At 57.7% G+C, this 25,466-nt stretch carries 25 protein-coding genes and 1 riboswitch; of the genes, 11 read left to right on the top strand and 14 right to left on the bottom strand.

What is annotated here, in order from left to right; genetic code table 11:
- The 3 genes from FHT28_RS27400 to FHT28_RS27390 all read left to right on the top strand — a co-directional run.
- Positions 1-348: TOBE domain-containing protein (locus tag FHT28_RS27400; RefSeq protein WP_168597931.1), on the top strand; the 348-nt coding region annotated here is incomplete at its 5' end.
- 106 nt (positions 349-454) lie between these two features.
- Positions 455-601: riboswitch (FMN riboswitch) on the top strand.
- An 89-nt stretch (positions 602-690) separates the two neighbouring features.
- Positions 691-1,167, top strand: a complete 477-nt coding sequence (locus tag FHT28_RS27395; protein WP_047562899.1) for a 6,7-dimethyl-8-ribityllumazine synthase — start codon at positions 691-693, stop codon at positions 1,165-1,167.
- Positions 1,168-1,226: 59 nt separating this feature from the next.
- Complete coding sequence (locus FHT28_RS27390) at positions 1,227-1,577, top strand: VOC family protein (RefSeq protein ID WP_092577108.1); 351 nt, start codon at positions 1,227-1,229, stop codon at positions 1,575-1,577.
- Positions 1,578-1,582: 5 nt separating this feature from the next.
- Here the strand turns inward: FHT28_RS27390 and phnF are convergent, their stop codons facing one another.
- From phnF to FHT28_RS27370, 4 genes are all read right to left on the bottom strand, one after another.
- Positions 1,583-2,305, bottom strand: a complete 723-nt coding sequence (gene phnF, locus FHT28_RS27385) for a phosphonate metabolism transcriptional regulator PhnF (protein WP_246704966.1) — start codon at positions 2,303-2,305, stop codon at positions 1,583-1,585.
- A 10-nt stretch (positions 2,306-2,315) separates the two neighbouring features.
- A complete protein-coding gene (locus tag FHT28_RS27380) occupies positions 2,316-2,999 on the bottom strand; it encodes a methyltransferase domain-containing protein (protein ID WP_168597929.1) in 684 nt (227 codons plus the stop codon).
- A gap of 111 nt (positions 3,000-3,110) precedes the next feature.
- Positions 3,111-3,509: a VOC family protein gene (locus FHT28_RS27375; RefSeq protein WP_047562892.1), complete on the bottom strand. Its 399-nt coding sequence runs from the start codon at positions 3,507-3,509 to the stop codon at positions 3,111-3,113.
- Between the two features lie 101 nt (positions 3,510-3,610).
- Positions 3,611-4,036, bottom strand: coding sequence for a tautomerase family protein (locus tag FHT28_RS27370; protein ID WP_037200703.1), 426 nt, complete (start codon positions 4,034-4,036; stop codon positions 3,611-3,613).
- Positions 4,037-4,156: 120 nt separating this feature from the next.
- Here FHT28_RS27370 and FHT28_RS27365 point away from each other — a divergent pair, with 120 nt between their 5' ends.
- Positions 4,157-4,759 carry a TetR/AcrR family transcriptional regulator gene (locus tag FHT28_RS27365; protein WP_047562890.1) on the top strand — a complete coding sequence of 201 codons (603 nt, stop codon included), beginning with the start codon at positions 4,157-4,159 and terminating at the stop codon, positions 4,757-4,759.
- Between the two features lie 79 nt (positions 4,760-4,838).
- Here FHT28_RS27365 and ugpC read toward each other — a convergent pair whose 3' ends face one another.
- The 5 genes from ugpC to FHT28_RS27340 form a co-directional block, all read right to left on the bottom strand.
- Positions 4,839-5,843, bottom strand: a complete 1,005-nt coding sequence (gene ugpC, locus FHT28_RS27360; protein WP_092577120.1) for a sn-glycerol-3-phosphate ABC transporter ATP-binding protein UgpC — start codon at positions 5,841-5,843, stop codon at positions 4,839-4,841.
- 12 nt (positions 5,844-5,855) lie between these two features.
- Entirely contained in the window at positions 5,856-6,920 is a 1,065-nt protein-coding gene (locus FHT28_RS27355) for a Gfo/Idh/MocA family oxidoreductase (protein ID WP_168597928.1), read from the bottom strand.
- Positions 6,917-7,756: a carbohydrate ABC transporter permease gene (locus FHT28_RS27350; protein WP_047562887.1), complete on the bottom strand. Its 840-nt coding sequence runs from the start codon at positions 7,754-7,756 to the stop codon at positions 6,917-6,919. The genes FHT28_RS27355 and FHT28_RS27350 overlap by 4 nt, the downstream gene beginning before the upstream one ends.
- Positions 7,757-7,768: 12 nt before the next feature.
- Positions 7,769-8,722: a sugar ABC transporter permease gene (locus tag FHT28_RS27345; protein ID WP_037200693.1), complete on the bottom strand. Its 954-nt coding sequence runs from the start codon at positions 8,720-8,722 to the stop codon at positions 7,769-7,771.
- 190 nt (positions 8,723-8,912) lie between these two features.
- Positions 8,913-10,172 carry an ABC transporter substrate-binding protein gene (locus tag FHT28_RS27340; RefSeq protein ID WP_047562882.1) on the bottom strand — a complete coding sequence of 420 codons (1,260 nt, stop codon included), beginning with the start codon at positions 10,170-10,172 and terminating at the stop codon, positions 8,913-8,915.
- A gap of 546 nt (positions 10,173-10,718) precedes the next feature.
- Between FHT28_RS27340 and FHT28_RS27335 the strand changes: the two genes are divergently transcribed.
- Both FHT28_RS27335 and FHT28_RS27330 read left to right on the top strand, forming a co-directional pair.
- Positions 10,719-11,603 carry a BadF/BadG/BcrA/BcrD ATPase family protein gene (locus FHT28_RS27335; protein ID WP_092577171.1) on the top strand — a complete coding sequence of 295 codons (885 nt, stop codon included), beginning with the start codon at positions 10,719-10,721 and terminating at the stop codon, positions 11,601-11,603.
- Positions 11,600-12,364 carry a GntR family transcriptional regulator gene (locus FHT28_RS27330; protein WP_037200687.1) on the top strand — a complete coding sequence of 255 codons (765 nt, stop codon included), beginning with the start codon at positions 11,600-11,602 and terminating at the stop codon, positions 12,362-12,364. The genes FHT28_RS27335 and FHT28_RS27330 overlap by 4 nt, the downstream gene beginning before the upstream one ends.
- 136 nt (positions 12,365-12,500) lie before the next feature.
- Here the strand turns inward: FHT28_RS27330 and metH are convergent, their stop codons facing one another.
- Positions 12,501-16,277 (bottom strand): methionine synthase, encoded by a 3,777-nt coding sequence (gene metH, locus FHT28_RS27325; protein ID WP_168597927.1) that lies wholly within the window; start codon positions 16,275-16,277, stop codon positions 12,501-12,503.
- Between the two features lie 264 nt (positions 16,278-16,541).
- Here metH and FHT28_RS27320 point away from each other — a divergent pair, with 264 nt between their 5' ends.
- The gene (locus FHT28_RS27320) at positions 16,542-17,798 is read left to right on the top strand and encodes an AGE family epimerase/isomerase (RefSeq protein ID WP_047638597.1); all 1,257 of its coding nucleotides are present in this window, start codon (positions 16,542-16,544) and stop codon (positions 17,796-17,798) included.
- Between the two features lie 46 nt (positions 17,799-17,844).
- On the opposite strand, the gene FHT28_RS27315 is transcribed toward FHT28_RS27320, so the two are convergent.
- Positions 17,845-18,333 (bottom strand): heme-degrading domain-containing protein, encoded by a 489-nt coding sequence (locus FHT28_RS27315; RefSeq protein ID WP_034504181.1) that lies wholly within the window; start codon positions 18,331-18,333, stop codon positions 17,845-17,847.
- Positions 18,334-18,392: 59 nt separating this feature from the next.
- On the bottom strand, positions 18,393-19,331 hold the full coding sequence (locus FHT28_RS27310; RefSeq protein WP_168597926.1) for an ATP-grasp fold amidoligase family protein: 939 nt from the start codon (positions 19,329-19,331) through the stop codon (positions 18,393-18,395).
- Positions 19,332-19,424: 93 nt separating this feature from the next.
- On the opposite strand from FHT28_RS27310, the gene FHT28_RS27305 reads away from it, so the two are divergent.
- Positions 19,425-20,933, top strand: a complete 1,509-nt coding sequence (locus tag FHT28_RS27305; RefSeq protein WP_168597925.1) for an oligosaccharide flippase family protein — start codon at positions 19,425-19,427, stop codon at positions 20,931-20,933.
- Between the two features lie 6 nt (positions 20,934-20,939).
- On the opposite strand, the gene FHT28_RS27300 is transcribed toward FHT28_RS27305, so the two are convergent.
- Positions 20,940-22,100 carry a glycosyltransferase family 4 protein gene (locus tag FHT28_RS27300; protein ID WP_168597924.1) on the bottom strand — a complete coding sequence of 387 codons (1,161 nt, stop codon included), beginning with the start codon at positions 22,098-22,100 and terminating at the stop codon, positions 20,940-20,942.
- A 331-nt stretch (positions 22,101-22,431) separates the two neighbouring features.
- On the opposite strand from FHT28_RS27300, the gene FHT28_RS27295 reads away from it, so the two are divergent.
- The 3 genes from FHT28_RS27295 to FHT28_RS27285 all read left to right on the top strand — a co-directional run bounded on the left by FHT28_RS27295 (position 22,432) and on the right by FHT28_RS27285 (position 24,359).
- Entirely contained in the window at positions 22,432-23,409 is a 978-nt protein-coding gene (locus FHT28_RS27295) for a polysaccharide lyase (protein WP_168597941.1), read from the top strand.
- 137 nt (positions 23,410-23,546) lie between these two features.
- Positions 23,547-23,843 carry a hypothetical protein gene (locus FHT28_RS27290; protein ID WP_037200679.1) on the top strand — a complete coding sequence of 99 codons (297 nt, stop codon included), beginning with the start codon at positions 23,547-23,549 and terminating at the stop codon, positions 23,841-23,843.
- A 309-nt stretch (positions 23,844-24,152) separates the two neighbouring features.
- Positions 24,153-24,359 (top strand): hypothetical protein, encoded by a 207-nt coding sequence (locus tag FHT28_RS27285; protein WP_037200678.1) that lies wholly within the window; start codon positions 24,153-24,155, stop codon positions 24,357-24,359.
- A 111-nt stretch (positions 24,360-24,470) separates the two neighbouring features.
- On the opposite strand, the gene FHT28_RS27280 is transcribed toward FHT28_RS27285, so the two are convergent.
- Positions 24,471-25,328: a TIM barrel protein gene (locus tag FHT28_RS27280; RefSeq protein ID WP_168597923.1), complete on the bottom strand. Its 858-nt coding sequence runs from the start codon at positions 25,326-25,328 to the stop codon at positions 24,471-24,473.
- Positions 25,329-25,466: the final 138 nt, after the last annotated feature.

Below are 25,466 nucleotides of genomic sequence, written 5' to 3'. Positions count from 1 at the left end.
CTGATCGAAGGTAAGGTCGTCGATCCCGACAACAGCCGCATCATGATCGGCGATCAGGACGTCACGCTGAAGCAATCGGTCACCGCCTACAAGCCCGGTGACACGGTATCGCTGGCTTTGCGCCCGGAGGCAGGCTCACTGGCCGAATCGGCCAAGGGCGACACGGCCCTGACGGGCGAAGTTTCCTCGGCGCACTTCCTGGGTTCGGTCATCCGCACCCGCATGAACGTCGCCGGCAACACGATTTCCTTCGATATGTTCAACAGCCCCGGCATGCTGCCCCCGAGCGTCGGCGAAAAGGTCACGCTGCGTTTTGCATCATCCGATCTGCTGGTCATTCAGGATTGAGAATCTGCCCTGTGCCACAGGGCAATTTTGGAAAATTATTCGCAAACGCCGGGTCGAAAGCCCGGCGTTTTTCTTTGATTTCCTTGCTGAAATGCATTTATAGTCCATCCGTTCTCAGGGCGGGGTGCAATTCCCCACCGGCGGTATGGGGGGTTCCCCCGAGCCCGCGAGCGCCTTCCGGTCCCCCGGAAGGGTCAGCAGATCCGGTGAGAGGCCGGAGCCGACGGTATAGTCCGGATGGAAGAGAGCAAGCAGATCGCACCCTCCTCGGCGAGAGGAGTGTCGCGTTCATGCGTGTTCGCCCAAGGGATATTTGATACCAACCCTTGAAAGGCAGAATTCATGACCATTTCTATCTCCTCCCAACCGAGCCGCATCGCGATCATTCGGGCTCGCTGGCATGCCGATATCGTCGATCGCTCGGTTGATTCCTTCATTGCTGAATGGCAGACGACAGAAGGAGCATCGCCCATCGACATATTCGACGTGCCGGGCGCACTCGAAATTCCGCTCCATGCGCAGACGCTTGCCCGTAACGGCCGCTATTCCGCAATCGTCGCCACCGCTTTCGTTGTCGACGGCGGCATTTATCGCCATGAATTCGTTGCCAATACCGTTCTCGATGCAATGATGCGCGTGCAGCTCGACACTGGCGTGCCGGTCCTCTCGGCCGTTCTGACACCCCATCACTTTCAGGAATCGGAAGCCCATATCCAATTCTTCAAGGAGCATTTCATCATCAAGGGCCGCGAAGTGGCGAGCGCCTGCCGGCATATATTGACCGAGCGCGCCAAACTCCTGCCGTCGGTAACGGTCTGAGCGGGAGTATCCTGGAGGCGCGGCGCAAGCCCGCCTCCATTTCTCAAGGGAGGAAGTCAGTGACCGTTCTACGCATCATCCCTAACCTGCCCGCCGCCGATCCCGCCAGCGCTCGTCTGTTCTACAGTGAGTTGCTCGGCCTTGACATCGTCATGGATCACGGCTGGATTCTCACCTTCGCCTCCAAAGCCGCAACGGTCCCGCAGATCAGCGTTGCCAGCGAAGGCGGTTCGGGAACGATTGTCCCCGACCTCTCGATCGAAGTTGATGATGTCGACGAGCTTTATCGGCGAGCCACGTCAATGGGCTTCGGCATCCTGTACGACCTGACGGACGAGCCCTGGGGCGTTCGTCGTTTCTACGTCCGCGACCCGTTCGGCAAGGTCGTCAACATCCTCTCGCATCGCTAACCCAGCTACCGCAATTCGACATTGAAAGTGATGCGCTCCGCCGGCCAAATCGATTCCGCGTAGGCTATAGGCACGCCATCGGTATCGACATCCACCTTGCGGGTCACGAGCAGCGGCGCTGATTTGGGCTGTCGCAACAGTCGCGCTTCCTCTGCCGTCGGCATGCGCGCCTCGATCTCGGTCGACAACCGTTCATAGTCGGAGATGCCATAGCTGGCGAGTGCCGCCGTGATCGTCGGATATTGCAGCCGGACCTTGTCGAAGTCGGGAAAGCGCTCCGCTGGATAATAGGTGTCACCCAGTTCGACGGGAACGCCATCGGCCGTCATCACGCCGCGGCGATGGATGACAGGCACGCCCGCCACAAGTTTCAATTGCACGGCAACACGTTCCGTCGCCGGCACGACTTCATGAACCAGCAGTTCGCCGCCTGGCTCGAAGCCCTGCTCGATCAAGTTCTTGGAAAAGCGCGTTCGCTTCGAGAGCGTGTAGTCGAGCACACCCTTGTGTACGAAGGTCCCCCGTCCCTGCTCAGCGCGAACCAGCCCGCGCTGCTCCAAATGCCCAAGCGCCTGGCGAACGGTGAAACGGCTGACGCCGAAACGCTCCATCAGTTCAGGCTCGGTCGGCAATCTCGCCCCGGGGGCAAAGGTCCCGGCAGTGATATCAGCCGCCAGGATCTCGCCGATCTGATGCCAGAGGGTGCTGCCTCCGTTGCGATCGATCATCTCCATATCATCAGCGCTTTTCGAGCCGGAACAGCAGCTTGTATTCGGCCGGATAGCTCAGCGCATCGAGAATGCTCGGATAATATTTCCGATCCTTCGCCGCCCGCACGAAACCGTCATAACCGAAGCGCCTGACGGAAACATCGAAGCCGGCCGCCGCGAAGGCGTCGATATAATCCTGCGGCGAGCGATCCTGCACCGGCGCATTGCTGTTGCCGCCGATCAGCTCGCGCCATTTTGGCCAGAGCGGCATTTCATTGTGGCATCCGGTAACGGCATAGTAGACGCCGCCATTGCGCATGACCTGGAACATCTGTTCGGCATGCTGTCGCAGCTCCGGCAGCAGGTAGACGACCTCATAGCTGAAAGCCACATCGAAGCTATCAACAAAGGGCGACAGGTCGGTCGTGACGTGAAACTGCAGCGGCATGTTGCCCACCGCAGCGACAGCTGCAGCCACCGATTCCGAGGCAATGTCGATGCCGACACCGCGACGAAACGGCCGCAGGGCATGAAGCAGTCGCAGGAAGCCACCGCGATTGCAGCCGAAATCCAGCACTGTCTTCGATGAAAAATCCCGCTCCGGGACCGTTTCGATGAAATGCCGCCAGTAAGGACTATGCGATTCCGCCATCGCGATATCGCCCTGCGGCTCTGTATGCCAGGTTGCATAAATGGATGCTGCGTTTGTCATGATGCGCTCGCTACTGGAGTGGACTGAGCCCGTGATAGCCCAGCTTCATGACAGTGGAGTGAATTCATCCGGACGACCGGACTATTTCATTCAAACCCGTACTATTCGAGATCACGATCGCACGCAGTCCACCATCCATTGAACGCCAAACCGATCCGTGAGCTTGCCGTAGTAGCTGCCCCATGGCTGGATGGCGAGCGGCGTCGTCACCGTGCCGCCTTCGGCCAGCAGAGAAAAAATCCTGTCGGTGCTGTCGCGGTCATCCATGACAAGCATATGGGCGGAGCCGCGCATCGGCTCGGCATCGTGATTGTCGGATGCGAAGAACAGCACGCCTGGCCCCTCGAAACGCGCGTGCATCACCCTGCCCCGCATCGCATCCGCAGCAAGCGGTATCCCATCGGCACCATGATGGATCAATAGCGTAACGCGGCCAAGCCCGCAGGCGGCATAGAAGGCAAGCGCCTCCTCGCAATGCGTTGTGAAGAACAGATAATTGGCCAGTTGCATGTCCTGTTTTCCTCTTGCGTCGGACCACGATGGCTCGGCACACGCCGGTCCGACACCCCTACGAACTCTGCCGATTCAGGCGGTATTGAGCCGAGGGTTACCTAGGACCCTGCGGCATTTTGAATAGCGCCGACCAAATCGGCATTGCTGTAGCTATGCCCTGCAATGCCCCAGGCTCCTTCCGGCGCGTAGACTATGTTCGACCAGATGTGCTCGCGCTTGATCCGCCCTCCGGCGGCCTGTTCGACGATATCGGTCGCCTTCTCGATGAAAGCCCGTTTGGCTTCCGGCGTCGCAAGCGCGATCTCGGGCAGCTTGAGCTCGATGAAGGCCGCCGCAACGGGCTTTCCCGCCGCCAATACATGTTCGGCCGGAAGCACGTTAATCGTGCCGATGACATTGGCCGTCATGAAGGCATTTCCGGTCAAGCCGGCAACATCGAGAACCGCTTCGGTCAAGCGGGCAAAAGCCTGCGCTTGCGCTTCAGGCGAAAGCAAACGTTCGGGGAGTGTAAGCGTAATAGGCATGTGACATCTCCTTGTTGGACCTGCGACGGCAATTAATATATACCGATCACTCTTTATCAATACACACAGATCGCTCTCTATGCAATCAATAAAGAGAGATCACTCTTAATGGGGGCACCAATGCGCTATAGCGCCGAACACAAGCAGGAGACCCGGGCGCGGGTGATCGCGGCCGCCGGGCAAGTATTTCGAAAGGAGGGTTATGGCGGGGCGGGCATCGATGCCCTGACGAAAGCCGCCGGCGTCACCAACGGCGCCTTCTACGGGCACTTCAAGTCCAAGGGCGAGGCATTTCGCACGGCTGTCGTGGAAGGGCTGGAAGAGCTCCGTCAAGGGATCGCGGCACTCAAGGAAAGCCAGCCGAAGAACTGGCTGAAGGCCTTCGCCAGCTACTATCTCGGCTACAAACGCACCTGCGATCTCGGCGATAGCTGCGCCCTGCCAAGTCTTTCACCCGATGTCATGCGTGCTGACGATGAAACGCGCAACATCTATACGGTGGAATTGAAAAAACTCATTGCGGCCGTGGCCACCGGCCTGCCGGAGAACAAGGGAGCGAACCTAACCAAAACGGCGGCCGAGGATCAGGCGATCCTTCTGCTCGCTATGCTCAGCGGCGGTGTCACGATTGCGCGGGCCGTTTCCGATCCCGCGCTTTCCGAGCGTATCGCAGAGGTCATCGAGAAGGCCGCGCTGACAATAGGCAGCCCCTCGAACCCCTGAGGCGAATGATCGACCACCACGCTCCCTGGGCAAGGGACGTCCGAAACGAAACACCCTGCTTCGCCTCGAGTGCAGCAGATTACGTGCGGATCGCTTTGTCGTTTGCATCGAAGCGATGCATGTGGGTCGCATCCGGCGTCGCATAAACCATTTCGTCCGGCTCGTATTGATGCTCGCCGAAAAGACGAACGGTCAAAAGACCGGTGACATCGGATTCGAGATAGATAATCGTGTCGGCACCGAGGTGTTCGACATGGATGACCTTGGCCGACCAGGTGCCCTGATCACGCGACAGAGTAATGTGCTCCGGCCGAATACCAACGGTTTTTGCGCCGCTTTGCCCCAGTTTCTCGGCCGGAACGAAATTCATCTGTGGCGAACCGATGAAGCCGGCGACGAAGACATTGGCCGGACGGTTATAGAGCTCCATCGGCGAGCCGATCTGCTCGATCGCGCCGGCATTGAGCACGACGATCTTGTCGGCAAGGGTCATCGCCTCGACCTGGTCGTGGGTGACGTAGATCATCGTCGCCTTGAGGCTGCGGTGCAGACGAGCGATCTCCAGGCGCGTCTGTACGCGCAAGGCCGCATCGAGGTTCGACAGCGGTTCGTCGAAGAGAAAGAGCTCCGGCTCACGCACGATGGCGCGGCCGATGGCGACGCGCTGGCGCTGGCCGCCGGAAAGTTCGGCCGGCCGACGCGCGAGATAAGGCTCGAGCGACAGCATGCCAGAGGCCTTCCCGACGCGGCTTTCGATCTCGTCCTTCGCCGTGCCGGCCTGCTTCAGGCCCAGTCCCATATTGTCCTTCACCGTCAGGTGCGGATAGAGCGCATAGGACTGGAAGACCATGGCGATGCCACGCTTGGCAGGCGGCGTTACCGTCACATCCTGGCCGTTGATCAGGACAGTACCAGCAGTCACGTCTTCGAGGCCGGCGATGCTGCGCAGAAGGGTCGACTTGCCACAGCCAGAAGGGCCTACGAAGATGACGAACTCGCCGTCCTTCACCTCGAGATCGATGCCCTTCAGCACATCATGCGTGCCGTAGGCCTTGCGGATGGATTTCAGTTGAAGCGATCCCACAGTCTCTTATCCTTACAAATAAACGGGCTTGCCGGTGCGCACGCTCTCGTCGGCGGCGAGGCAGATGCGCAGCGATTGGACGGCGTCTGCCATGTGGCGGTCGAGGTCTATGTCTTCGCGGATGGCCTTCAGCATGAAGGCCTGTTCAAGATCGCAGAGCTCCTGATGGCCTGGCTCCCCGTCCATATGCAGATCCTGATCTGGTCGGATGAACTGGCCATTTGGCCCGGTTTCGGCATTATGCAATCGGATGACGGAGGTCTTGGTGTGCGTGTCGATGTCGTCGGACTTGGCGTTCGGATCCATGACGATCGACACCGCGCCGTTTGGCGACATCACATCCTTCACGAAGAAGGCGGTCTCGGAAATCATCGGTCCCCAGCCGGCCTCATACCAGCCGACAGAACCATCCTCGAAGATCACCTGCAGATGGCCGTAATTATACATATCCGGCTTGATCTCGCTCGACAGGCGAAGGCCCATGCCGCGCACCTCGACAGGTTTGGCATCGGTGATCTGGCACATGACGTCGACATAGTGCACGCCGCAATCGACGATGGGCGATGTCGTGCGCATCAGCGCCTTGTGCGTCTCCCAGGTCGGGCCGCTCGACTGCTGATTGAGGTTCATGCGGAAGACATAGGGACCGCCAAGCTTGCGGGCCTCGGCAATCAAACGTTGCCATGATGGATGTTGACGCAGGATGTAGCCGATGACCAGCTTCTTGCCCGCCTTCTTCGCCGCTGTAACGACGCGCTCGGCATCGCCGACCGTCGTTGCCAATGGCTTCTCGACGAAAACATGGCAACCCGCCTCGAAGGCCCTTACTGCGTAATCGGCATGGCTGTCGGAATAGGTATTGATGGAGCACAGATCCGGCTTCAATTCCTTCAAAGCCGTTTCGAAATCCGGGTGGATCGCGTAGCCGCGCAACTCTTCCGCCAACTCCGGCTTGGAGCGATTGACGAGGCCGACAATCTCGAACCCAGGATTGTTATGATAGGCGAGCGCATGGCTGCGGCCCATGTTGCCAAGGCCGGCGACGAGAACGCGGATCGGCTTTTCGGATACGCTCACTTGACTGCTCCGGAGGTGATGCCACGAATGAGTTGGCGCGAAAAGATGACGTAGAGGATAAGGATCGGCAGGATGGCAAGCGTCAGCGCCGCCAGCACGGCGTTCCAGTTTGTGACGAACTGACCGATGAAGATCTGCGACCCGAGCGTCACGGTTTTCGTCGCCTCGCTCGGTGCCAGGATCAGCGGGAACCAGAGGTCGTTCCAGATCGGTATCATCGTGAAAACGGCGACCGTCGCCATGGCCGGGCGAACCAGCGGCAAGACAAGGCGAAAGAAGATGGCATATTCGCTGAGGCCATCGATACGACCGGCATTTTTCAGGTCATCGGAAACGGTCCGCATGAACTCTGAGAGAATGAAGATCGCCAGAGGCAGGCCTTGAGCGGTATAAACGAGGATCAGCGCCGTCAACGTGTTGACGAGGCCGGCGGCAACCATCCCCTGCAGGATGGCGACCGTGCCGAGGCGGATCGGGATCATGATACCGATCGCCATATACAGACCCAGCATCATATTGCCACGGAAACGGTACTCCGACAGGGCGAAAGCGGACATCGCGCCGAACAGCAGCGTAAGGATGATCGAGACGATCGTCACCACGAAGCTGTTCTGGAAATAGGTCAGGAAATCGCCCTGCCTGAGGACGGTATCATAACCTATCATGCTGAATGAGGATGGCGTTGGAAGGCTTAACGGCGCACGGAAGATCGATGCGCGATCCTTGAACGAATTGATGATGGTCAGGAACACCGGGAAAAGGGCGACAAGCGTATACGCGATCAGCGCCAGATGCACGAAGCCGGTGCGGACAAGGGAAGTGCGGGCCTTGGACATGGTCGCCTCTCCTCAGAACTGGTAGCGGCGAATGCGCCGCTGGACGATGAAAAGATAGAACGAGACACCGGTCAGGATGATCAGGAACATGACAGTCGCGATCGTCGCCCCCATGGAACGGTCTCCGAGCTGAAGCTGGAAGCCGAAGAAGACGCGATAGAGAAGTGTGCCGAGAATATCGGTCGAGCCATCCGGCCCGGCCAGTGCACCCTGCACGGTGTAAACCAGATCGAACGCGTTGAAATTGCCGACGAATGTCAGGATCGAGATGATACCGATTGCGGGCAGCACCAGAGGCAGCTTGATCTTCCAGAACTGGCTCCAACCGGTAATACCGTCGCATTCGGCCGCTTCGATGACCTCTTCGGGAATGTTGAGCAAGGCTGCATAGATCAGCATCATCGGAATGCCGACATATTGCCAGACGGAAATGAGCGCGACGGTGATCAGCGCCGTGCTCGGCCTGCCGAGCCAAGGCGCGAAGAACGACTTGAGGCCGATCATGCTCAGCAATTCGGGCGCAACACCCCAGAGAGGGGACAGGATCAGCTTCCAGATGAAGCCGACGACGACAAAGGAAAGCAGCGTCGGCAGGAAAATAGCGGTACGATAGAAGGCAACAAAACGCAGCTTCGGCAGAGACAGGAGCGCTGCGAGTGCGACGCCGATCGGATTCTGCACGCACATATGGATGGCAAAGAAGATCAGATTGTTGCGTAGCGCATTCCAGAAATCATGCGCCCAACGTTCGTCGCCGAACAATACCTTGAAATTGTTCAAACCGACGAAAACCGGTTGATTGTCGACGACGTTGTAAAGCGACAGCCGCAGCGTCTCGATCAGAGGCAGGATCATGACCGCCGTATAGACGACAAAGGCCGGGAAAAGGAAAACGAGGATGTGCCAGCGTCTGGAGCGCCTGATCGGCGCAACCTCAAGGGCGTCTGATATCTCGGCGTCGCTCATGGCTTTCTGCCTGTTTTTGTTGGCTGCCCGGCGAAGCGGCAGCTCTGAGGTTCAAATTCACCCGCCATTCCGGCTCTAAACGACGTCGGGCGTGTCGCAATGCAATGGCGAGGCGATCGCCAATCCAATTATCCATGATCAAGAAAAAGGGAGAGGAGCCCGAAGGCCCCTCGCCCGTTTTATGCAATGATTACTTGCCAGGCTTGTACCAGCTGTCGAGGCCCTTCTGCAGCTTTGCAGCAGCCTGTTCCGGCGTATCCGTAGCATTGATCACGTTTGCGGATTCCGTCCAGGTTTCGTTTTCCAGGTTCGGCGTGCCGCGCGACAGGATCTGATACGTGGAGCGAACGGTCGACTTGTGATCCTTACGCCAGGAGACGAACTCCTGAGCAAGCGGATCGCTCATCTTCACCGGATGCGAATTCAGGCTGAAGAAGCCCGGCAGCGAATTGGCGTAGATGGTGGCGAACTCGTCGGAAGCGACCCAGCTCAGGAACTTCTTGGCTTCTTCCTGGTGCGTGCTCTTCGTATTCAGGCCGACGCCGATATCCGGATGGTCCGAGATATAGGCGGTGTCACCAGCCTTGGCGACGGGCGGCGGGAAGGCGCCCATCTTGAACTGCGCCTGGGTGTTGAAAAGAGCGATTTCCCAGGAGCCGGCCGGATAGATCGCAGCCTTGCCGAGCGTGAAGAGGTTCTGGCTGTCAGCGTAGCCCTGAGCCTCGAAACCGTCACCGAGATAGGGCTTCCACTTGGCAAGTTCCTTGTAGGGATCGACCCACGGAGCGTCGGTCAGCTTTTCCTTGCCGGCAATAAGAGCCTCGCGGCCGTCCTCACCCTTCCAGTAGTTCGGGCCGATGTTCTGATAGCCCATGGTTGCGGCCTCCCACAGGTCCTTGGTGCCCATGGCCATCGGAATATAAGTGCCGTCAGCCTTGATCTTGTCGAGAAGAGCAAAGAACTCGTCGCGGGTCGCCGGCACCTTCAGGCCGAGCTTGTCGAAGGCGTCTTTGTTGTAGATGAAGCCATGGATGACCGAGGCCATCGGCACGCAGAAGGTCGACTTGCCGTCATCGGTCGACCATGCGGCCTTGGCGACTGCCGAAAAGTTCTCCATGCCCTTCAAGCTCGTCAGATCAGCGAGATGCTTCTTGTTGAAGAGGTCGAGCGAGGCATCGAAAGGACGGCAGGTGATGATGTCACCCGCAGAGCCGGCGTCGAGCTTGGCGTTCAGCGATGCGTTGTATTCGGTGGGAGCTGTCGGCGAAAAAACGATTTTGATGCCGGGGTTCTTCGCTTCGAAAGCCGGGATGATCTTGTCCTGCCAAATCTGCAGGTCATCGTTACGCCAGCTTTCGACCGTCAGCGTTACATCAGCCGCATGCGCGAAGCTGACCGAGGTCAGCAGGCTGGATGCAAGAAGCAAGCCTTTCAGAACATTATTTTTCATTTCCCTCTCCTGTTTTCGACGCCCGTAGCGAGGCGCTGTTTTCGATCTGAAAATCCGCTGGCCTGTCTGAAGAAACGGTCAGCGCTCCATAGGGACCGCCAATGCTGCCGGCCCCCAATACAAAGGGCTTCAGAGGCACTTCGCCTGATCGGCCCGTTCAATCGCCGTCTGCCGCCAACAGGGCAGAGACGCTGTAAACACCATGCGGGAAATTCATGACAAACGCCGAAGGACGGACCCTCCGGATCCAAACGGCTTGGGACAACGATGGAGGTTCAGCCTTCTGCTTAGCCCGCCGGCTGTTATTGTTCTGCCGGTTCCGCCGATGTCTGTTTGTATTGTTCCCTTGACAAGAATTAAGGCCAAAAAAATACCAATTGTCCAGCCGAATTTAACCTTTGGACACAAAAAGAGCGCGCAAAAGAAATTTTGCAATATATTTCAATAGGATATTGATGCACAAAAATGGACACGTTGCCTATTGGTAAATGGTATTTTTTTGGTATTGTATAGGAAAATGGGGAACAGGTGGCATCCGGAGGCATGATGGGGCAGTTTGCAATAGGCATCGACGGCGGAGGAACGAGCTGCCGCGCTGCCGTGATAAACGGAACGGGCCAAGTTCTCGGCACGGGCAAAGCCGGCGCTGCAAACATTCTCTCCGACCTGGAAAACTCGCTGATCAATATCGTCGCTGCGGCCCGACATGCACTGACAAGCGCAGGGCTCGATCCCGAACAGGTTTACAAGTTGCCTGCGGTTATCGGCACGGCCGGCGCCAATGTCGGCAGCTATGGAAAACGGGTGGAAGGCGCCCTTCCCTTCGCGAGCTCTCGCGTGGTCACCGATGCGACGATCGCACTTCAGGGTGCGCTCGGTGATGCCGATGGAATCATCGGCGCTTTTGGCACCGGCTCCGTCTACAATGCCCGCCGTGACGGTGTGAGCTGGGGCATCGGCGGCTGGGGGTTTGTCATCGGCGATCAGGCCAGCGGCGCCCGCCTCGGCCGCGATCTCCTCGAACGCGCCCTTCTGGCGCATGACCGGGTGGCGGCAACATCACCGCTGACGAATGCGATCATGGCCGAATATGGCAACGATCCGGAGCGGGTCGTCGAATTTGCCCATGCGTCCAAGCCAAAGGATTTCGGGCGCTATGCACCAATCGTGTTCGACTATGCCGGGATGAATGACCCCGTCGCCATCGATATCGTCAAGACGGCTGCGAAGGCCATAACCGAAAGCCTGGATGCCCTGCTTTGGCCCGAATGCCCGTCGATCTGCCTCCTCGGCGGCCTTGCCCAGGCTTATCGCCCCTGGCTCGACGCACGTCACAAAGCACTCCTGGCCGAGCCCAAGGGCGACGTGCTGCGCGGAGCGGTGGAATTGGCGGCAAAATTGCTACGGGATGGGAAGGGAAGCTGGGCATGACCGAGGATTTGAGTGCCATCTTCTCGCCAGAACGCCTGTCAGGAGGCGGACCCGGCCCGCTCTATGTCAAGCTGCGACGCACACTCGAAGAAGCCGTAAAGATCGGAAGGTTGAAGCAGGGCGATGCGCTTCCACCCGAGCGCGATATTGCCGAATTTGCCGCCGTCAGCCGCGTCACCGTGCGCAAGGCGATCGACGACCTTGTCGCCGAAGGTATTCTCGTGCGCCGCCACGGGTCCGGCACCTTTGTCACAAAGCCCGTATCCAAGGTGGAACAACGGCTATCTCAGCTCACCTCCTTCACCGAGGACATGGCCCGACGCGGCATGACCGCACGTTCCGAATGGCTGCACAAAGGCATCCATACGCCGTCTCCCGATGAAATGATGATCCTCGGCCTTGCCGCCGGCACTAAGGTTTCCCGGCTCAGCCGCTTGCGCATCGCCGACGATCAGCCACTGGCGATCGAGCATGCCAGTGTCTCCGGCGAATTCCTGCCGGATCCAGCAGTCGTGACGACATCGCTTTATGCGGAACTCGAAAAGCGACAGGTCCGCCCCGTGCGCGCCGTACAGCGCATATCGGCAACCAACATGAAAGAGTCCGATGCGGGGTTGCTTGGCGTTCCCGTCGGAGCCGCCGGCCTTTCGATCGAACGCATTTCCTATCTCGGCTCGGGCCGGGCCGTGGAATTCACCAGGTCGCTTTATCGGGGAGATGCCTACGATTTCGTCGCGGAGCTAACGATCGGCGCAACTTAGGTTCATCCGGTAGCGATCGAAGATTTATATTATTAATCAAATAGATATCGCCGCAAGATGAATCAAATTGCGGCGATGGCGGCGTGCGGAATCTGCCTATGAGCAAAACGCCCCAAGGCGTTGAAACGACTCATGATCAGGCTGCGTCGTCGACCGCTGCTTCGGCCTTCGCCGGCACATAGTTCAGCACCGGACCCAACCAACGCTCCACCTCCGCAACGGGCATATCCTTGCGGGTCGCATAGTCCTCAACCTGATCGCGCTCGACTTTGGCGACGCCGAAATAATAAGCGTCGGGATGCGCGATATAAATGCCCGAGACTGAGGAACCGGGCCACATTGCATAGCTTTCCGTGAGCTTGACACCCGCTGCCGCTTCGGCATCGAGCAGCCGGAACAGCGTTTCCTTTTCGGTATGGTCAGGTTGTGCCGGATAGCCGGGCGCCGGACGAATACCGGCGTAAGCTTCAGAAAGAAGCTCGTCGCTGGAAAGATGCTCATCTGTGGCGTAGCCCCAGAACTCGCGTCGCACCTGCTCATGCATCCGTTCGGCAAAGGCTTCGGCAAAACGGTCGGCAAGCGCCTTCACTAGGATTGACGAGTAATCGTCATTCGCACGTTCGAAGCGCTCGGCAATAGCGATTTCCTCGATACCGGCAGTGACGACGAAGCCGCCGACATAGTCGGCCACACCGCTTGAAACCGGCGCAACGAAGTCCGAGAGGGCGACATTCGGACGGCCATCACGCTTCGACAGCTGCTGGCGCAAGGTGTAGAAGGTCGCAAGCTCGCGATCACGGCCTTCATCCGTGAACAGCCTGATATCGTCGCCAACGGCGCCCGCCGGCCAGAAGCCGATGACGGCGCGAGGGCGGAACCAGTTTTCCGCGATGATCTTTTCCAACATCGATTGAGCATCGGCGTAAAGCTGCCGTGCCGCCTCACCCTGCTTTTCATCTTCGAGGATCGCCGGGAAACGGCCCTTCAGCTCCCAGGTCTGGAAGAACGGCGTCCAGTCGATGTACCTGGCAAGCTCGGCCAGATCGTAGTTCTCGAACACCTTTGTCCCGAAGAACTGCGGCTTCACAGGCTTATAGCTCGCCCAATCGACCTTCTGGGCGTTCTCGCGAGCTCTCGCAATCGGCAGGCGCACTTTCTCAGCCTCACTACGGGCGTGAGCGGCCGCGACCTTGGCATATTCTGCCCTGATGGTGTCGACATAGCCCTGCTTGGCATCCGGCGACAGCAGCGCCGAAACGACGCCGACGGCGCGGCTGGCGTCGGTGACGTAGACCGTCTGCCCCTTCTCGTAGCGCGGATGGATCTTCACCGCAGTATGCACACGGCTGGTGGTCGCACCGCCGATCAACAGCGGAATATCAAAACCCTGCCGCTCCATTTCCGAGGCAACATGCACCATTTCGTCCAGGGAAGGCGTGATCAGACCGGAAAGACCGATTATATCCACCTTCTGGGCGATGGCCGTTTCGAGAATCTTCGTCGCCGGCACCATGACGCCGAGATCGATGATTTCGTAGTTGTTGCAGGCAAGCACGACGCCGACGATGTTCTTGCCGATATCATGCACATCGCCCTTGACGGTCGCCATCAACACCTTGCCGGCAGCCTGACGCTCGCCGCTGCCGCCATTGGCCAGCTTCTCCGCCTCCATGTAAGGCAGCAGCACGGCAACGGCCTGTTTCATGACGCGAGCGGACTTCACCACCTGCGGCAGGAACATCTTGCCCGCACCGAAGAGATCGCCGACAACGTTCATGCCCGCCATCAGCGGACCTTCGATGACGTGCAGTGGCCGTTCGACGGTCTGACGCGCCTCCTCGGTATCCGCCTCGATATAGTCGGTGATGCCGTTGACCAGCGCATGCTCCAGCCGCTTTGCCACGGGCCACTCGCGCCAGGAAAGATCCTGCGCCTTGGCCTCCCTGCCGCCGGTTCCACGAAAGCGCTCTGCAACCTCGAGCAACCGTTCCGTGCCATCCGATCGACGATTGAGAACGACATCCTCGCAGGCCTCCCGCAATTCGGGATCGATATTGTCATAGACCGCGAGCTGACCCGCATTGACGATGCCCATGTCCATACCCGCCTGAATGGCGTGATAGAGGAAGACGGCATGCATGGCCTCGCGGACCGGTTCGTTGCCGCGGAAGGAGAAAGACAGGTTCGACACGCCACCGGAGATATGAACCAGCGGCATGGTCTGTCGGATCGTCCGCGTCGCTTCGATGAAGTCGACACCGTAATTGTTGTGCTCTTCGATGCCGGTCGCAACAGCGAAGATATTAGGATCGAAGATGATATCTTCCGGCTGCAAACCTGCCGTTTCCGTCAGCAGCTTGTAGGCGCGCGAGCAGATCTCGACCTTGCGTTCATAGCTGTCTGCCTGGCCCTGTTCATCGAAGGCCATCACGACGACGGCGGCGCCGTACATGCGCATCAATCGAGCTTGCTTGAGAAAATTCTCCTCGCCTTCCTTGAGCGAGATCGAATTGACGATCGGCTTGCCCTGCACGCATTTCAGGCCGGCTTCGATGATCGAGAATTTCGAGCTGTCGATCATCACCGGAACGCGGGCAATATCCGGCTCGGCGGCGATCAGATTCAGGAACTCGACCATTGCCCTTTCAGAATCGATCAGGCCCTCATCCATGTTGATGTCGATGACCTGCGCGCCGTTCTCGACCTGATCGCGGGCAACGGCAAGTGCCGCCGTATAATCGGCATTGGTGATCAGCTTGCGGAATTTCGCGGAGCCAGTGACGTTGGTCCGCTCGCCGACGTTGACGAAGGGAATGTCTCTGGTCAGCTCAAACGGCTCGAGACCGGAAAGCGACATGAAAGGACGGTGCTCGGCAAGCTGGCGCGGCGGATATTTCGACACCGCCTCAGCGATCGCGGCAATGTGCTCTGGCGTGGAGCCGCAGCAGCCGCCGACGATGTTGACGAGACCCTCGCGTGCAAACTCCTCGACTTGAGCCGCCATCATATCAGGCGTTTCGTCATATTGGCCGAATTCGTTCGGCAGCCCGGCATTGGGATAAGCGCAAATGAAGGTATCCGCAGCAGCCGAAAGCTCCTGCAGGTGCGGACGCATCGCGTTCGCGCCGAGGGCACAGTTAAGGCCGATGGTGAAGGGGCTCGCATGGCGCACTGAATTCCAGAAAGCCGATGGCGTCTGCCCTGAAAGCGTGCGACCGGAAAGGTCTGTGATCGTGCCGGATATCATGACAGGCAGGCGTATGCCCTTGGCCTCGAAACGCTCCTCGCAGGCGAAGATGGCAGCCTTCGCGTTAAGCGTATCGAAAATCGTCTCGATCAGAATAATGTCGGCGCCCCCGTCGATGAGGCCATCTATCTGCTCGCCGTAAGCCAGACGCAGATCATCGAAGCTGACGGCGCGATAGCCAGGATTATTGACATCGGGGGAAATCGACGCTGTGCGGTTGGTCGGACCGATGGCACCGGCAACGAAACGGCGCTTGCCATCTTCCCGCTGCGCGCGGATCGCCGCACGGCGGACGATCTCGGCGCCTTCCTTATTGAGATCATAGACGGCACCTTCCATCTGATAATCCGCCTGCGCAATGCGGGTGGACGAGAAGGTGTTGGTCTCCAGGATATCGGCGCCTGCCTTGGCATAGCGATAATGAATCTCTTCGATCGCGTCGGGCTGAGTCAGAATGAGAAGGTCGTTATTGCCTTTTTGATGACAGGCACAGCCTATGAAACGGTGACCGCGAAACTGATCCTCGTCGAAACCGAGGCCCTGGATCTGCGTGCCCATCGCGCCATCAAGCACGAGAATTCGCTCGCTCGCCGCCTTTCGCAAGGCGTCGAATATCTCGCTACCATCGCGTTTCGCTGTTTCGGAACCAAAAAGATTGTCAAACATAAGCGAATTCCTCTGGCCTGATTGCGACTCGACAATCAGATCACATAAAGATATCTTTATGTCAACATATCTATGCTCTGGTTGAGCGCAGCACAAGCATGCCGCTTCTATGGTTTGCTTCCTTTCCGAAAAATACAAACAAGACGAATTGCCGTGCCGGCCATGGACAAGGCGGAGCTGACGACACAGTTTCATCCCATTACGCCATGACAGCGCTTTTGGGCGGCGCTATAGGGCTTGTAGAAAGAATCCAAGGAGGATGGCATGAACATACAGGTTGAACCGGCAGCGCTCGGAAACTGGAGCACGCGCGCCTATCATCGGCATTGGCTGCTCGAACAGGCAAGCGCACTTTTTGACTTCTTCCAGTATCGCGCCGTCAATCCCAATGGCGGCTTTTACGACATGGATGATGTCGGCAAGCCGCTGGACGCGATCAATCCCACGCGCGGTATTCATTCGACGGCCCGCATGGTGCATTGCTTCTCGATCGGATCGCTACTCGGCCGCCCCGGCGCGAATGAGATTGTCGACCACGGAATGAACTACCTCTGGAGCCACCATCGCGACACGAAGCATGGTGGTTATGTCTGGTCACTGAACAATGATGGTCCGGTCGATTCAAGCAAGCAGGGCTATGGCCACGCATTCGTACTGCTCGCCGCCTCCTCCGCCAAGACGATCGGCCATCCGCTGGCCGACGGCATGCTCGCCGACGTTACCGAAATTCTGAATACGAAGTTCTGGGAGGAAAAGCACGGCGCTATTGCCGAGGAATTCAACCAGGATTGGTCGCCGATCGACGGCGGCAGCTATCGCGGCCAGAACTCCAACATGCATCTGACGGAAGCGCTGATGGCTGCTTTCGAGGTCACCGGCGACAAGAGCTATCTTGAAAAGGCGGAAAGCATTGCCGATCTCGTCATTCGTCGCTCGGCCGGTTCGGTTGGCTGGCGAGTCGCGGAACACTTCAATGCCGATTGGGTACTCGACAAGAATTATCGCGGCAATGAGATGTTCCGCCCATCGGGCACGACGCCCGGGCATTGGCTGGAATGGGCGCGGCTCATCCTGCAGCTCTGGTCGCTGGGAGAAAAGCGGCACGACTGGATGCCGGAAGCAGCCAAGGGCCTCTTCTCCCAATCCATGTCATTGGGCTGGGATAACGAAAAGAGCGGCTTTTTCTATACCCTCGACTGGGAAGACGTTCCCGCCAAACGCAACAAGCTCTGGTGGCCCGCATGCGAGGGCGCCGGCGCCGCCCATTATCTGAACGAGCATGTTCCGAGCGATTTTCACGAGGAGAGCTACCGCAAGATTTGGAGCGTCATCGGCCGCTCGTTTATAGACCACGCCAATGGCGGCTGGCATGAGGAATTAACGGAAGATCTCGTTCCGGCCCACACACTGTTCCCAGGTAAGGGCGATATCTATCACGCATTGCAAGCCAGCCTGATTCCGCTCTTCCCGGCGACCGGCAGCTTGACCAAGGTCATCGCCGAAGCTGGCGGCAAAATCTGAGATTGCCGGCGGCGCCCCGCTTTGGGCTTGGCGCCGCCATAACCCTCTACGAGAGGCTGAGATTGTGAAGTTCGTGGCCGAGCGTCAGCGCGAGAGCCTCGACCACGAGATTGTGGTCTTCACGCTGCGGAAGGCCTGAAACCGTGACGGCGCCGATGCAGCCCGTGCCGTTGACGAAAATAGGGAAGCTGCCGCCGGATGCGGCGTAATCGGCGCCCGAAAGCCCGTTATCCTCGATCGTCTTCCCCTGCTGCTGGAGCCGCAAGGTACTGGCATAGCTGCTGCGAAAATACCGCAGCACCATATTGCGCTTGCGGCGTATCCAGTTGGAATTGTCGGGCGTCGATCCGGGCAAGGCAATGTAGAAAACCGGCATCGAATGCAGCGTGATATCGATGGCAACGCCCAGATTGCGCTCGCTGGCAAGGTCATGCAGCAGCTTGCCGAGCACCCAGGCGGTCGAGAGGTCGAAGGCGTCGAAACGCAGAGTCTCCTCCTGCAGCCCGATACGAGTGAGGTCCTGGTCGATCGTCATGGAAAACCTTCCCTAAAAATGGATCGGCTTATGAAACGCGCAAAGAGTGATTTGTCCACCTATCTCTTCGGTATTTCGAAACCAAGCTGCCACTTCTGGCCGAGCAGGAGATCATGCTCTTCCGGCTCGAACGCTTCAAAGCCTCCGCCCGGATAAAACGTCAATTCTCCCACACGAACCCACTCCGCAGACGCATAGAGATCGACGCGAACAAAATCGATGTCGCGAGCGACCGTTTCCGCGACATGGATCATCTCATCGAGCCGCGGCGGCCGTGCCACATGGCCCGGATAAAGGCCAAGATAATCTCGGTCGTAGAACGGTAGCTTCTGCCAATCGGGCGTGTAATTGCAGGAATAGCCCTGGCCATTCTCGCGAATGTCGATCTCGATATGCGACACCTTGCCATTGAACGTGAAAAGCCTGTAGTCCCAAGGAACGCGCCCTTCGACGAGCAACATGCTTTCGATGAGAATACGGCGTTCGACCTGCCGATAGGCCCACTCCCTGTTGTAGAAGGCATGATCGATCGCCAGCCACTCGGCGGAGGGATTGTTCGTGAGGAGCCGATCCACATCGGCCTCTCCGTAAAGAAATCGCCCCACGCCACTCGCATGAGTCGGTTTGACAACGGCGGGCAAGGGAATTTCGGCCCAATCGACGGTAGCCAAATCCGTGCCGACCCAGAGCGTCGGAATGACGTATTGGCTGCCAATCCTCTCCGCGATCAGCACTTTGGCATCGGCCTTGTCGACGAAGCGCGGGAAGAGCGGATTGCGATCGTATAGTTTCCGGGCCTGAATCTTGTCCGTGAAGGTCTGAGGCGACCTCAAATCGGGAAATTTGCCACGAATGACGCGATATTTTAGTGCGCAGTAAGACCTATCTGGCAGCGGCGACATAAGCCTCCATAGAAGATTATGCGCCCGCTCGCGCAAGCCCCTCTGCAGATATCCCGGAATGAGAAATCCATCTTGGTCGGCGGCTCTATCTGTCATGGCGGCCATCTCGAATTTCAACTAGAACGCAAGTGAAAATTATCAGCCTGCCTTTAACACAAGGTTATGCGACAGCCTTCTAGGAGGATTGCCATGAGTGCGACTACGTCCAATCTTCTTAGAAGCTCGCTGATCAGTCTGGCCGCGACGTCGATTTCGCTGGTTGCTGGCTTTGCGAGCAGCATCATAGCTGCGCGCCTGCTCGGCCCGGCAGGGTCCGGCAAAGTCGCTTACGCGTTGTGGGTTGCAACCTCCGCAGCAGCATTGGCGGATATGGGCCTGCCGCAAATGTTGCTGCGCAATGCCGGCAGCCTCTCTGGCGGTGGGGAAAGCTGGAAAGCGCTGGTGCGCACGGCGCTACGCAGTTTCATGATTTCAGTCAGCATGGTAAGTGCGGCCATACTGGTGTTTGCCGCAATTACCTACGTTCAACGCGACGCGCGATACGCCGGGTTCTGGATCGTCACCGGGCTGTTGTTCTTGAGCTACGCATTTCACGTCTTCTCCACAGCAATCGCTCGCGGAAGAAATCGTTTCGGCCAAACGGCGCGTAGCACCGTTCTTGGCGGAATACTGCAGGTCCCACTCGTTTTTATCGGAGCGTGGCTGCTTGGTCCAACCGGCGTTCTGATCGGATACATCGCGCGCTACCTGCCGCAGGCGCTGAAATTGCGCGGCTACATCGATCGCGATATCAGGCCTTCTCGTGAAGCACTGACGCCGGAAATGCATCGCTATGGTCGCTATATATGGTTGAGCGACCTTATCGAAATTCTAGTCCTATCGCGCATTGAGTTCCTGTTTCTCGGCCTCGTCCTCTCTCCCACCAGCATTGGCTATTTTGCGGCAGGTCTCGGTCTGGCCGGTCTCATCGAACAGGTCATGCTCCAGATATCGCCTGCCTTGATCGTCAGCTTTACCGATGCCCAGGCCAAAGATGATCGCCAGATGCTTCAAGCCGCATATAGTCGCGTCATTCGCATAGTCGCTCTGATCATGCTGCCGATCAGCTTTGGCGGCGCAACCATCATGCCCGATCTTTTGCCGCTGATCTTTGGCGATGCCTTCAAGCCCGCGATTCCAGCAGCGGCAACACTGCTCGCTTTTGTTTGGCCTGCCGGCCTGTCTGTCATCCCCTGGGGTATGATCGGCGCGTCCGGGCGCAGCGCTCTTTTGCTGCGCGTGCAGATCGTAAGCGGCATATTGACGATAATGCTCTTGACCGTTCTCGTACCACTGATGGGGCTGGAGGGAGCCGCGCTTGCTCGCGCGACGATCGTGACATTGACTTTTGCACTACTCGGCCGGACTGCTTGGAAATATGTCCGAGTTGCCGTACCCATTGCTGCGTTGACAAAAACGATACTGGCTGCCCTTCTTTGCGCGGCCGCCGCAGGGCTCGGCATTTACAATTTCGACGGAGCAGCGGCCGTTGCGACGGCTATTCCCGCAGGGGCCATCGCCTACGTGCTGGCAATCCGATTTCTGCGCTTGATTACGCCCGAAGACGTACGAATCCTGATGGATACTGCCGGCGGAAAATTGCCCCGAGCATCACGCCCGCTCGTCAACAGTCTGTTGAACCTCGTCGCACCGGGCTAAGCCCGATCATGGCGTTTCAAAAGCGGCAGCCAATGTCTGCTGGGCAACCTCGTCCCAGGTCATTATCCCATCGCGAAAAGTCGGCGAACGCCGCATCGCCAGCGCCGCGTCGACCTTCTCTCGCCAAGCGGTTTCGCCGTCAAGGCGATAGGCAATACCGTTCGCACGGGTAAAGGGAACGAGATCAGGCAGCAGGATCGGTAGACCGCAGTAGCTGTACTGCGCGAGTTTCAAGCTCGATTCCGCCAGGTAAATCTCATCTGCCGTCAGGCGATAGGGAGCGATGCCAAAATCGGCGTGCTGCAAGTATGGTACGATGCTCTCGAAATCCCTCTCACCGTAGATGGCGATGTTCGGCAGCGCCCAACCACTCCATTGCGCACCAAAGACATGGAAATTCACATCCGGAGCGGCCGCAGCCATGGCGGCGACAGATGGCTGGTCAAAGAGCATGTTACCGATCGAAACAGCATTGCGGCTACCAGCTTGATACGGCGACGGCTGGTCGCGATCGAACACGGCGGCATCGACACCCTGAGGAATGACCCGTACACGCCCACCCTGGGGAAGCAGCGCCCCGAGCCTTTCCGAAGGAACGCAAATTGCGTCGAAGCGACTAACCGCGGCAGCTTGAATATCTTGCAGCACAGGTGCTGCGCGTATGCTTCTCAGCAGGTCGCGACAAAAATACAGAGTTCGCGCCTTCGGATTGAGCCGCTTGATCCGGTCAAAGAAAGCAAGTGCTGAGCCGCTTTCGATCAGCACCAGATCGGCAGCGGCTATGACATGACGGGCAAAGCGCGGCAGGTAGCTGCCATAAAGCCGAAAGAGCATCGCATTTGCCGCATTCAGAAAGCGGTTGTTCGAACTGAATGCATGGAGTGGCGGGAGATACGCGCCCGCCCTCAGATTGACGCCGATAGTCTGAAATCGATTCGCTTGGCTTCCCGACAAGGCTCGGAAGCGCGGGCGATCCTTGAGCAGAGTCAGCCAACTATGGCCAATGGTGAGAAAATGGACGTCGTGTCCCTGCTCGGCCCAGCGGGATGCAACGAAGTGGATCGACGCCTTGCGATAGCCGCGTAAAAACGCATGCGACGTCAGAATGACGATTTTTCGTCGTGGCTCGGTCGCGTCCCCGGCCACCCCTGCTTCTCCGTTTGCCACGGGCGATCCCCAACAGCGATCTTCAGTCGGTTTCTCTCATGCCCGACATCAAAACGTCGATTAGGTTGCGGCGACGAACCGTCATGTCCGGGGCGCTGATAACCGCAACCAAAGCCCAGTTTGCGGCGATATGAACCGCAAAGCGTCTAACAGGCAGTTAAAGTTGGACAATCGGCCTATACATTGCAAATAATAAATGCAGAGAACGCCTCTGGATCTGCCGTGGTCGCTATCAACGCATCGTGAAACCGCATTGCGCTCGCTTGCCCGCACGAAGCGAACAGGTCATTGATAACGCTCCATGAATATCTCGCCAGAGGAATATCCCAGCATGAATGCAAAATACGCGCTGCCCGCTATCCTGGCATGCACTTGCACATGCGCCGTGACACCGGCCTTGGCCGACGACCCGGCTCAATTGGTGCTACGCGATGGCTTCGACGGCAGCGAGTTCGCACCATCCGGTCATCTTTATTATCGCGACAACTCCGAGCAGAAAGCAGGCTCAGTCGAGTTTCAATCGGAAGTCAAACGCTCGGGCACCGGGGCGTTGAAGCTCAGCGTCAAACCATTGTGCCCGCCGGGCAAGGCGAACTGCAGCGAGAGAGCGGAAATCTGGGAGCGTACCAAATATCGCGTTCCATACAATAAGGGCGTCTGGTACGGCTTTGCCGTCAAGTTCGCCGATCCCATTCCCTCAGGCGATCATCGCTATCTCATAGCGCAGTGGAAGCGAGAGATCGGCCCAAAAGCACAAGGTGATTTCAGTCCCTTCCTGGCGCTCCGGCTCAACAACGGCAAGCTCTTCGCGACTGTCGAAACGAACTATGTCGCCCCAACTGCCAAGAAGGACGAGCTCGAGAGCACCGGCAAAGCTTGCAGCGATAACGAGACACCGGTCTGGTTTCGTCCGAACACCAATCAAATGCGTGCGCTGGTCGCCACAGATGGCAACTGGAGCAATGAAGACGGCACTGAGTTTACCGGTTGCACCAACGCTATTAAAGTAATCGATCGTGGTAACAAACTACCGACACCAGATTCCGGCTGGATAGACTTCGCCATTTACAGTAAGCCCGGCCCAGATGGCTCAGGGCATATCGAAATATTCGCCAATGATAAATGGATTGTCACGGTCACGGGACACATTGGACATGCAGACCAAGGGCTTGGAAAGAACCAATATTTCAAATTTGGCCCCTATCGCGCCGCAGATACAACGGTATGGACCCTCTACTATGATGATTTTCGTCGGTCGCCTCGCTGTGCCGATGTATTGTCGGATCCCAAGCTTTGCCCGATGAAATGACAGGCAGGCGGATGCGTTTCGATGTCGACAAACATTGCAAGGGGAATGCTACGAGGATCTTGCGAGTTTTTTAATGAACTCGCCTGAACCTTTTTGCTTCTTGTTGGTTATGTCCTCTTAAAGAGGAGGCCACCGAAATGCTTACCACCCATCGCGATTGCAAGCATCATGTAAAGAGAAATGCAATTCCATCTCTAGGTGAGATAGAGGGCCGTGTTGCCGTTCTTGAAATCGTTGCTCAATCCGCCCTGACGCATGTCTTCGATGAAGGCGAGGTTGATATCGACGCCGTGCTTTTGTCACAAATTCGCAGAGCCATGCATCGCAAATGCACGGAATTGAAGTTGGACGGTGAAGACGTGGCATCTGCGCTTTCTTACGCAGAGGAGTTGATTGAGGCCGCGGTCAGGGCGTCGCATCCAACCCATCAATGATGCCTTCAGGGCCGAGATTAGTTTTGTCCATCATGGTGGCGCTAGCACTTACGCTTGGCGCCTTCCTTCTTGTCGCGCGCCATGATTCAAGAAGCAAACTTGCCGTGCACCCGGACCCGGCTCAGTCTGGATCGCATCAAACCCCGCAATAATGGGCCGCAAGGACGCTATGTCGCGTTAAGAGACAGGGCACGTGTATCATATCAGGCTGACGTTAACGTCGACCGACGAAGGCGATTGCAAATCTCAGAAATCAAAGCAGTGTGCGTTACATCCATCCGGTTCGAGCTTTCAACAATGGTGTAGCGAATGTCTATGATGGTCAGTGCGCCACTTTATGCCGACGACATCGATGTCCTTGCAAACGCGCTTTTTGCTTGGTGCGCCGAACGCAGCATCAAGTTACAAAGCCAAGAGGGCCTGTCCGCGGCCAACGTGGCTATAAATCTTTACGACGCCGGCTATCAAACGCAGGACCGGCTTCTTGGCGCGCTGCATGACCATGAGTTTCATTGAGACCGACGTCATGCAATGTGGGCCGCATTGGAAACGGTCGACATAGTTCGCAAAAACAGACGCGTCAGACCGCTCCCAAACGACGGGATTTTAGTTCCGATAAACACGTCTTTATGCTGCTGTGACCTTTTGCAGGACACCTGCAATGCAATCGCGTTCTTCGAGAATCCCAGTCCATTCATCTTCATGGTATTGCGAATCATAGATCAGCGTGAAAGGGCCTCGGTAACCGGCAGCGTCGGAAAGTTCGACGCAACGTGCGTAGTCCTCCGCGTCAAGACCTGCCGCTGAATAACGACCCTTGGCATGGCACAATTCGGCACGCCCCATGATCTTCGCTAGATCTTCATATTTGCCAGCGCGCTCCCAATTGCCGAAATCCCCGTTGAGACCGACTTTGCCATTCAAGGCATCAAGAACGCGATTGAGTTCCGCCGGGCCGGGCAGCAGATCAAACCAGTTTTCTATAACGAGACGTACACCCGCGTCGGCAGCCTCCTCAGCCAATTGGCGAAGATGTATTTCTGCCCGATGTAAAGCTGCATCGCTTGGCTGAGCCTTGCCGGCAATCACGCGCATATTCTCGGCCCCGAGAGCCACTGCGGTATCGATCCAACCGGCCATCCATTTGGCGTCGCGTCGAGCCGTCTCGGGATCACTGAGATCACCATCCTCAATCAACAGTGTTTGCACCTTAACATCCGCTTCTTCGGCGGCGCTCCGCAAGTCGGCAACGTAGCTCGACAGACGGCTTGGCAAATGGAAAGAGCAAATCTCGAGCCGAAAGATATCGTGCTCAGCGCATTGCCGCGGCAAATCAATCAATTCGACGATCCCCTCCCCATAAGCAGGCTGGCGGGTCGGTGTTTCGACACCATCGGGCCTATATGGATAAATGCCGCCGAGCGCACGGTGCAGGGACCACGTGGATACGGCAAAACGATCTGCAAGGTCGATCGCGAAGCTCATTTCATTCCCCTCCTTGATTCCTCAAACTCTCGTGAGATCAGGTAAGAAGTAGATTGAACGGACCGGATATCAATCGAAATCCGGAGATCGATCACATTGCCTTCGCGGACAACCCGATCCCACGCAGAAGGAGCATTC

The sequence above is a fragment of the Rhizobium sp. SG570 genome (assembly GCF_012275345.1).
GTDB classification, from domain to species: Bacteria; Pseudomonadota; Alphaproteobacteria; order Rhizobiales; family Rhizobiaceae; genus Rhizobium; species Rhizobium lusitanum.
Note: the sequence above shows the minus strand (reverse complement) of the source record. Positions and strands in the feature narration are given on the sequence as shown.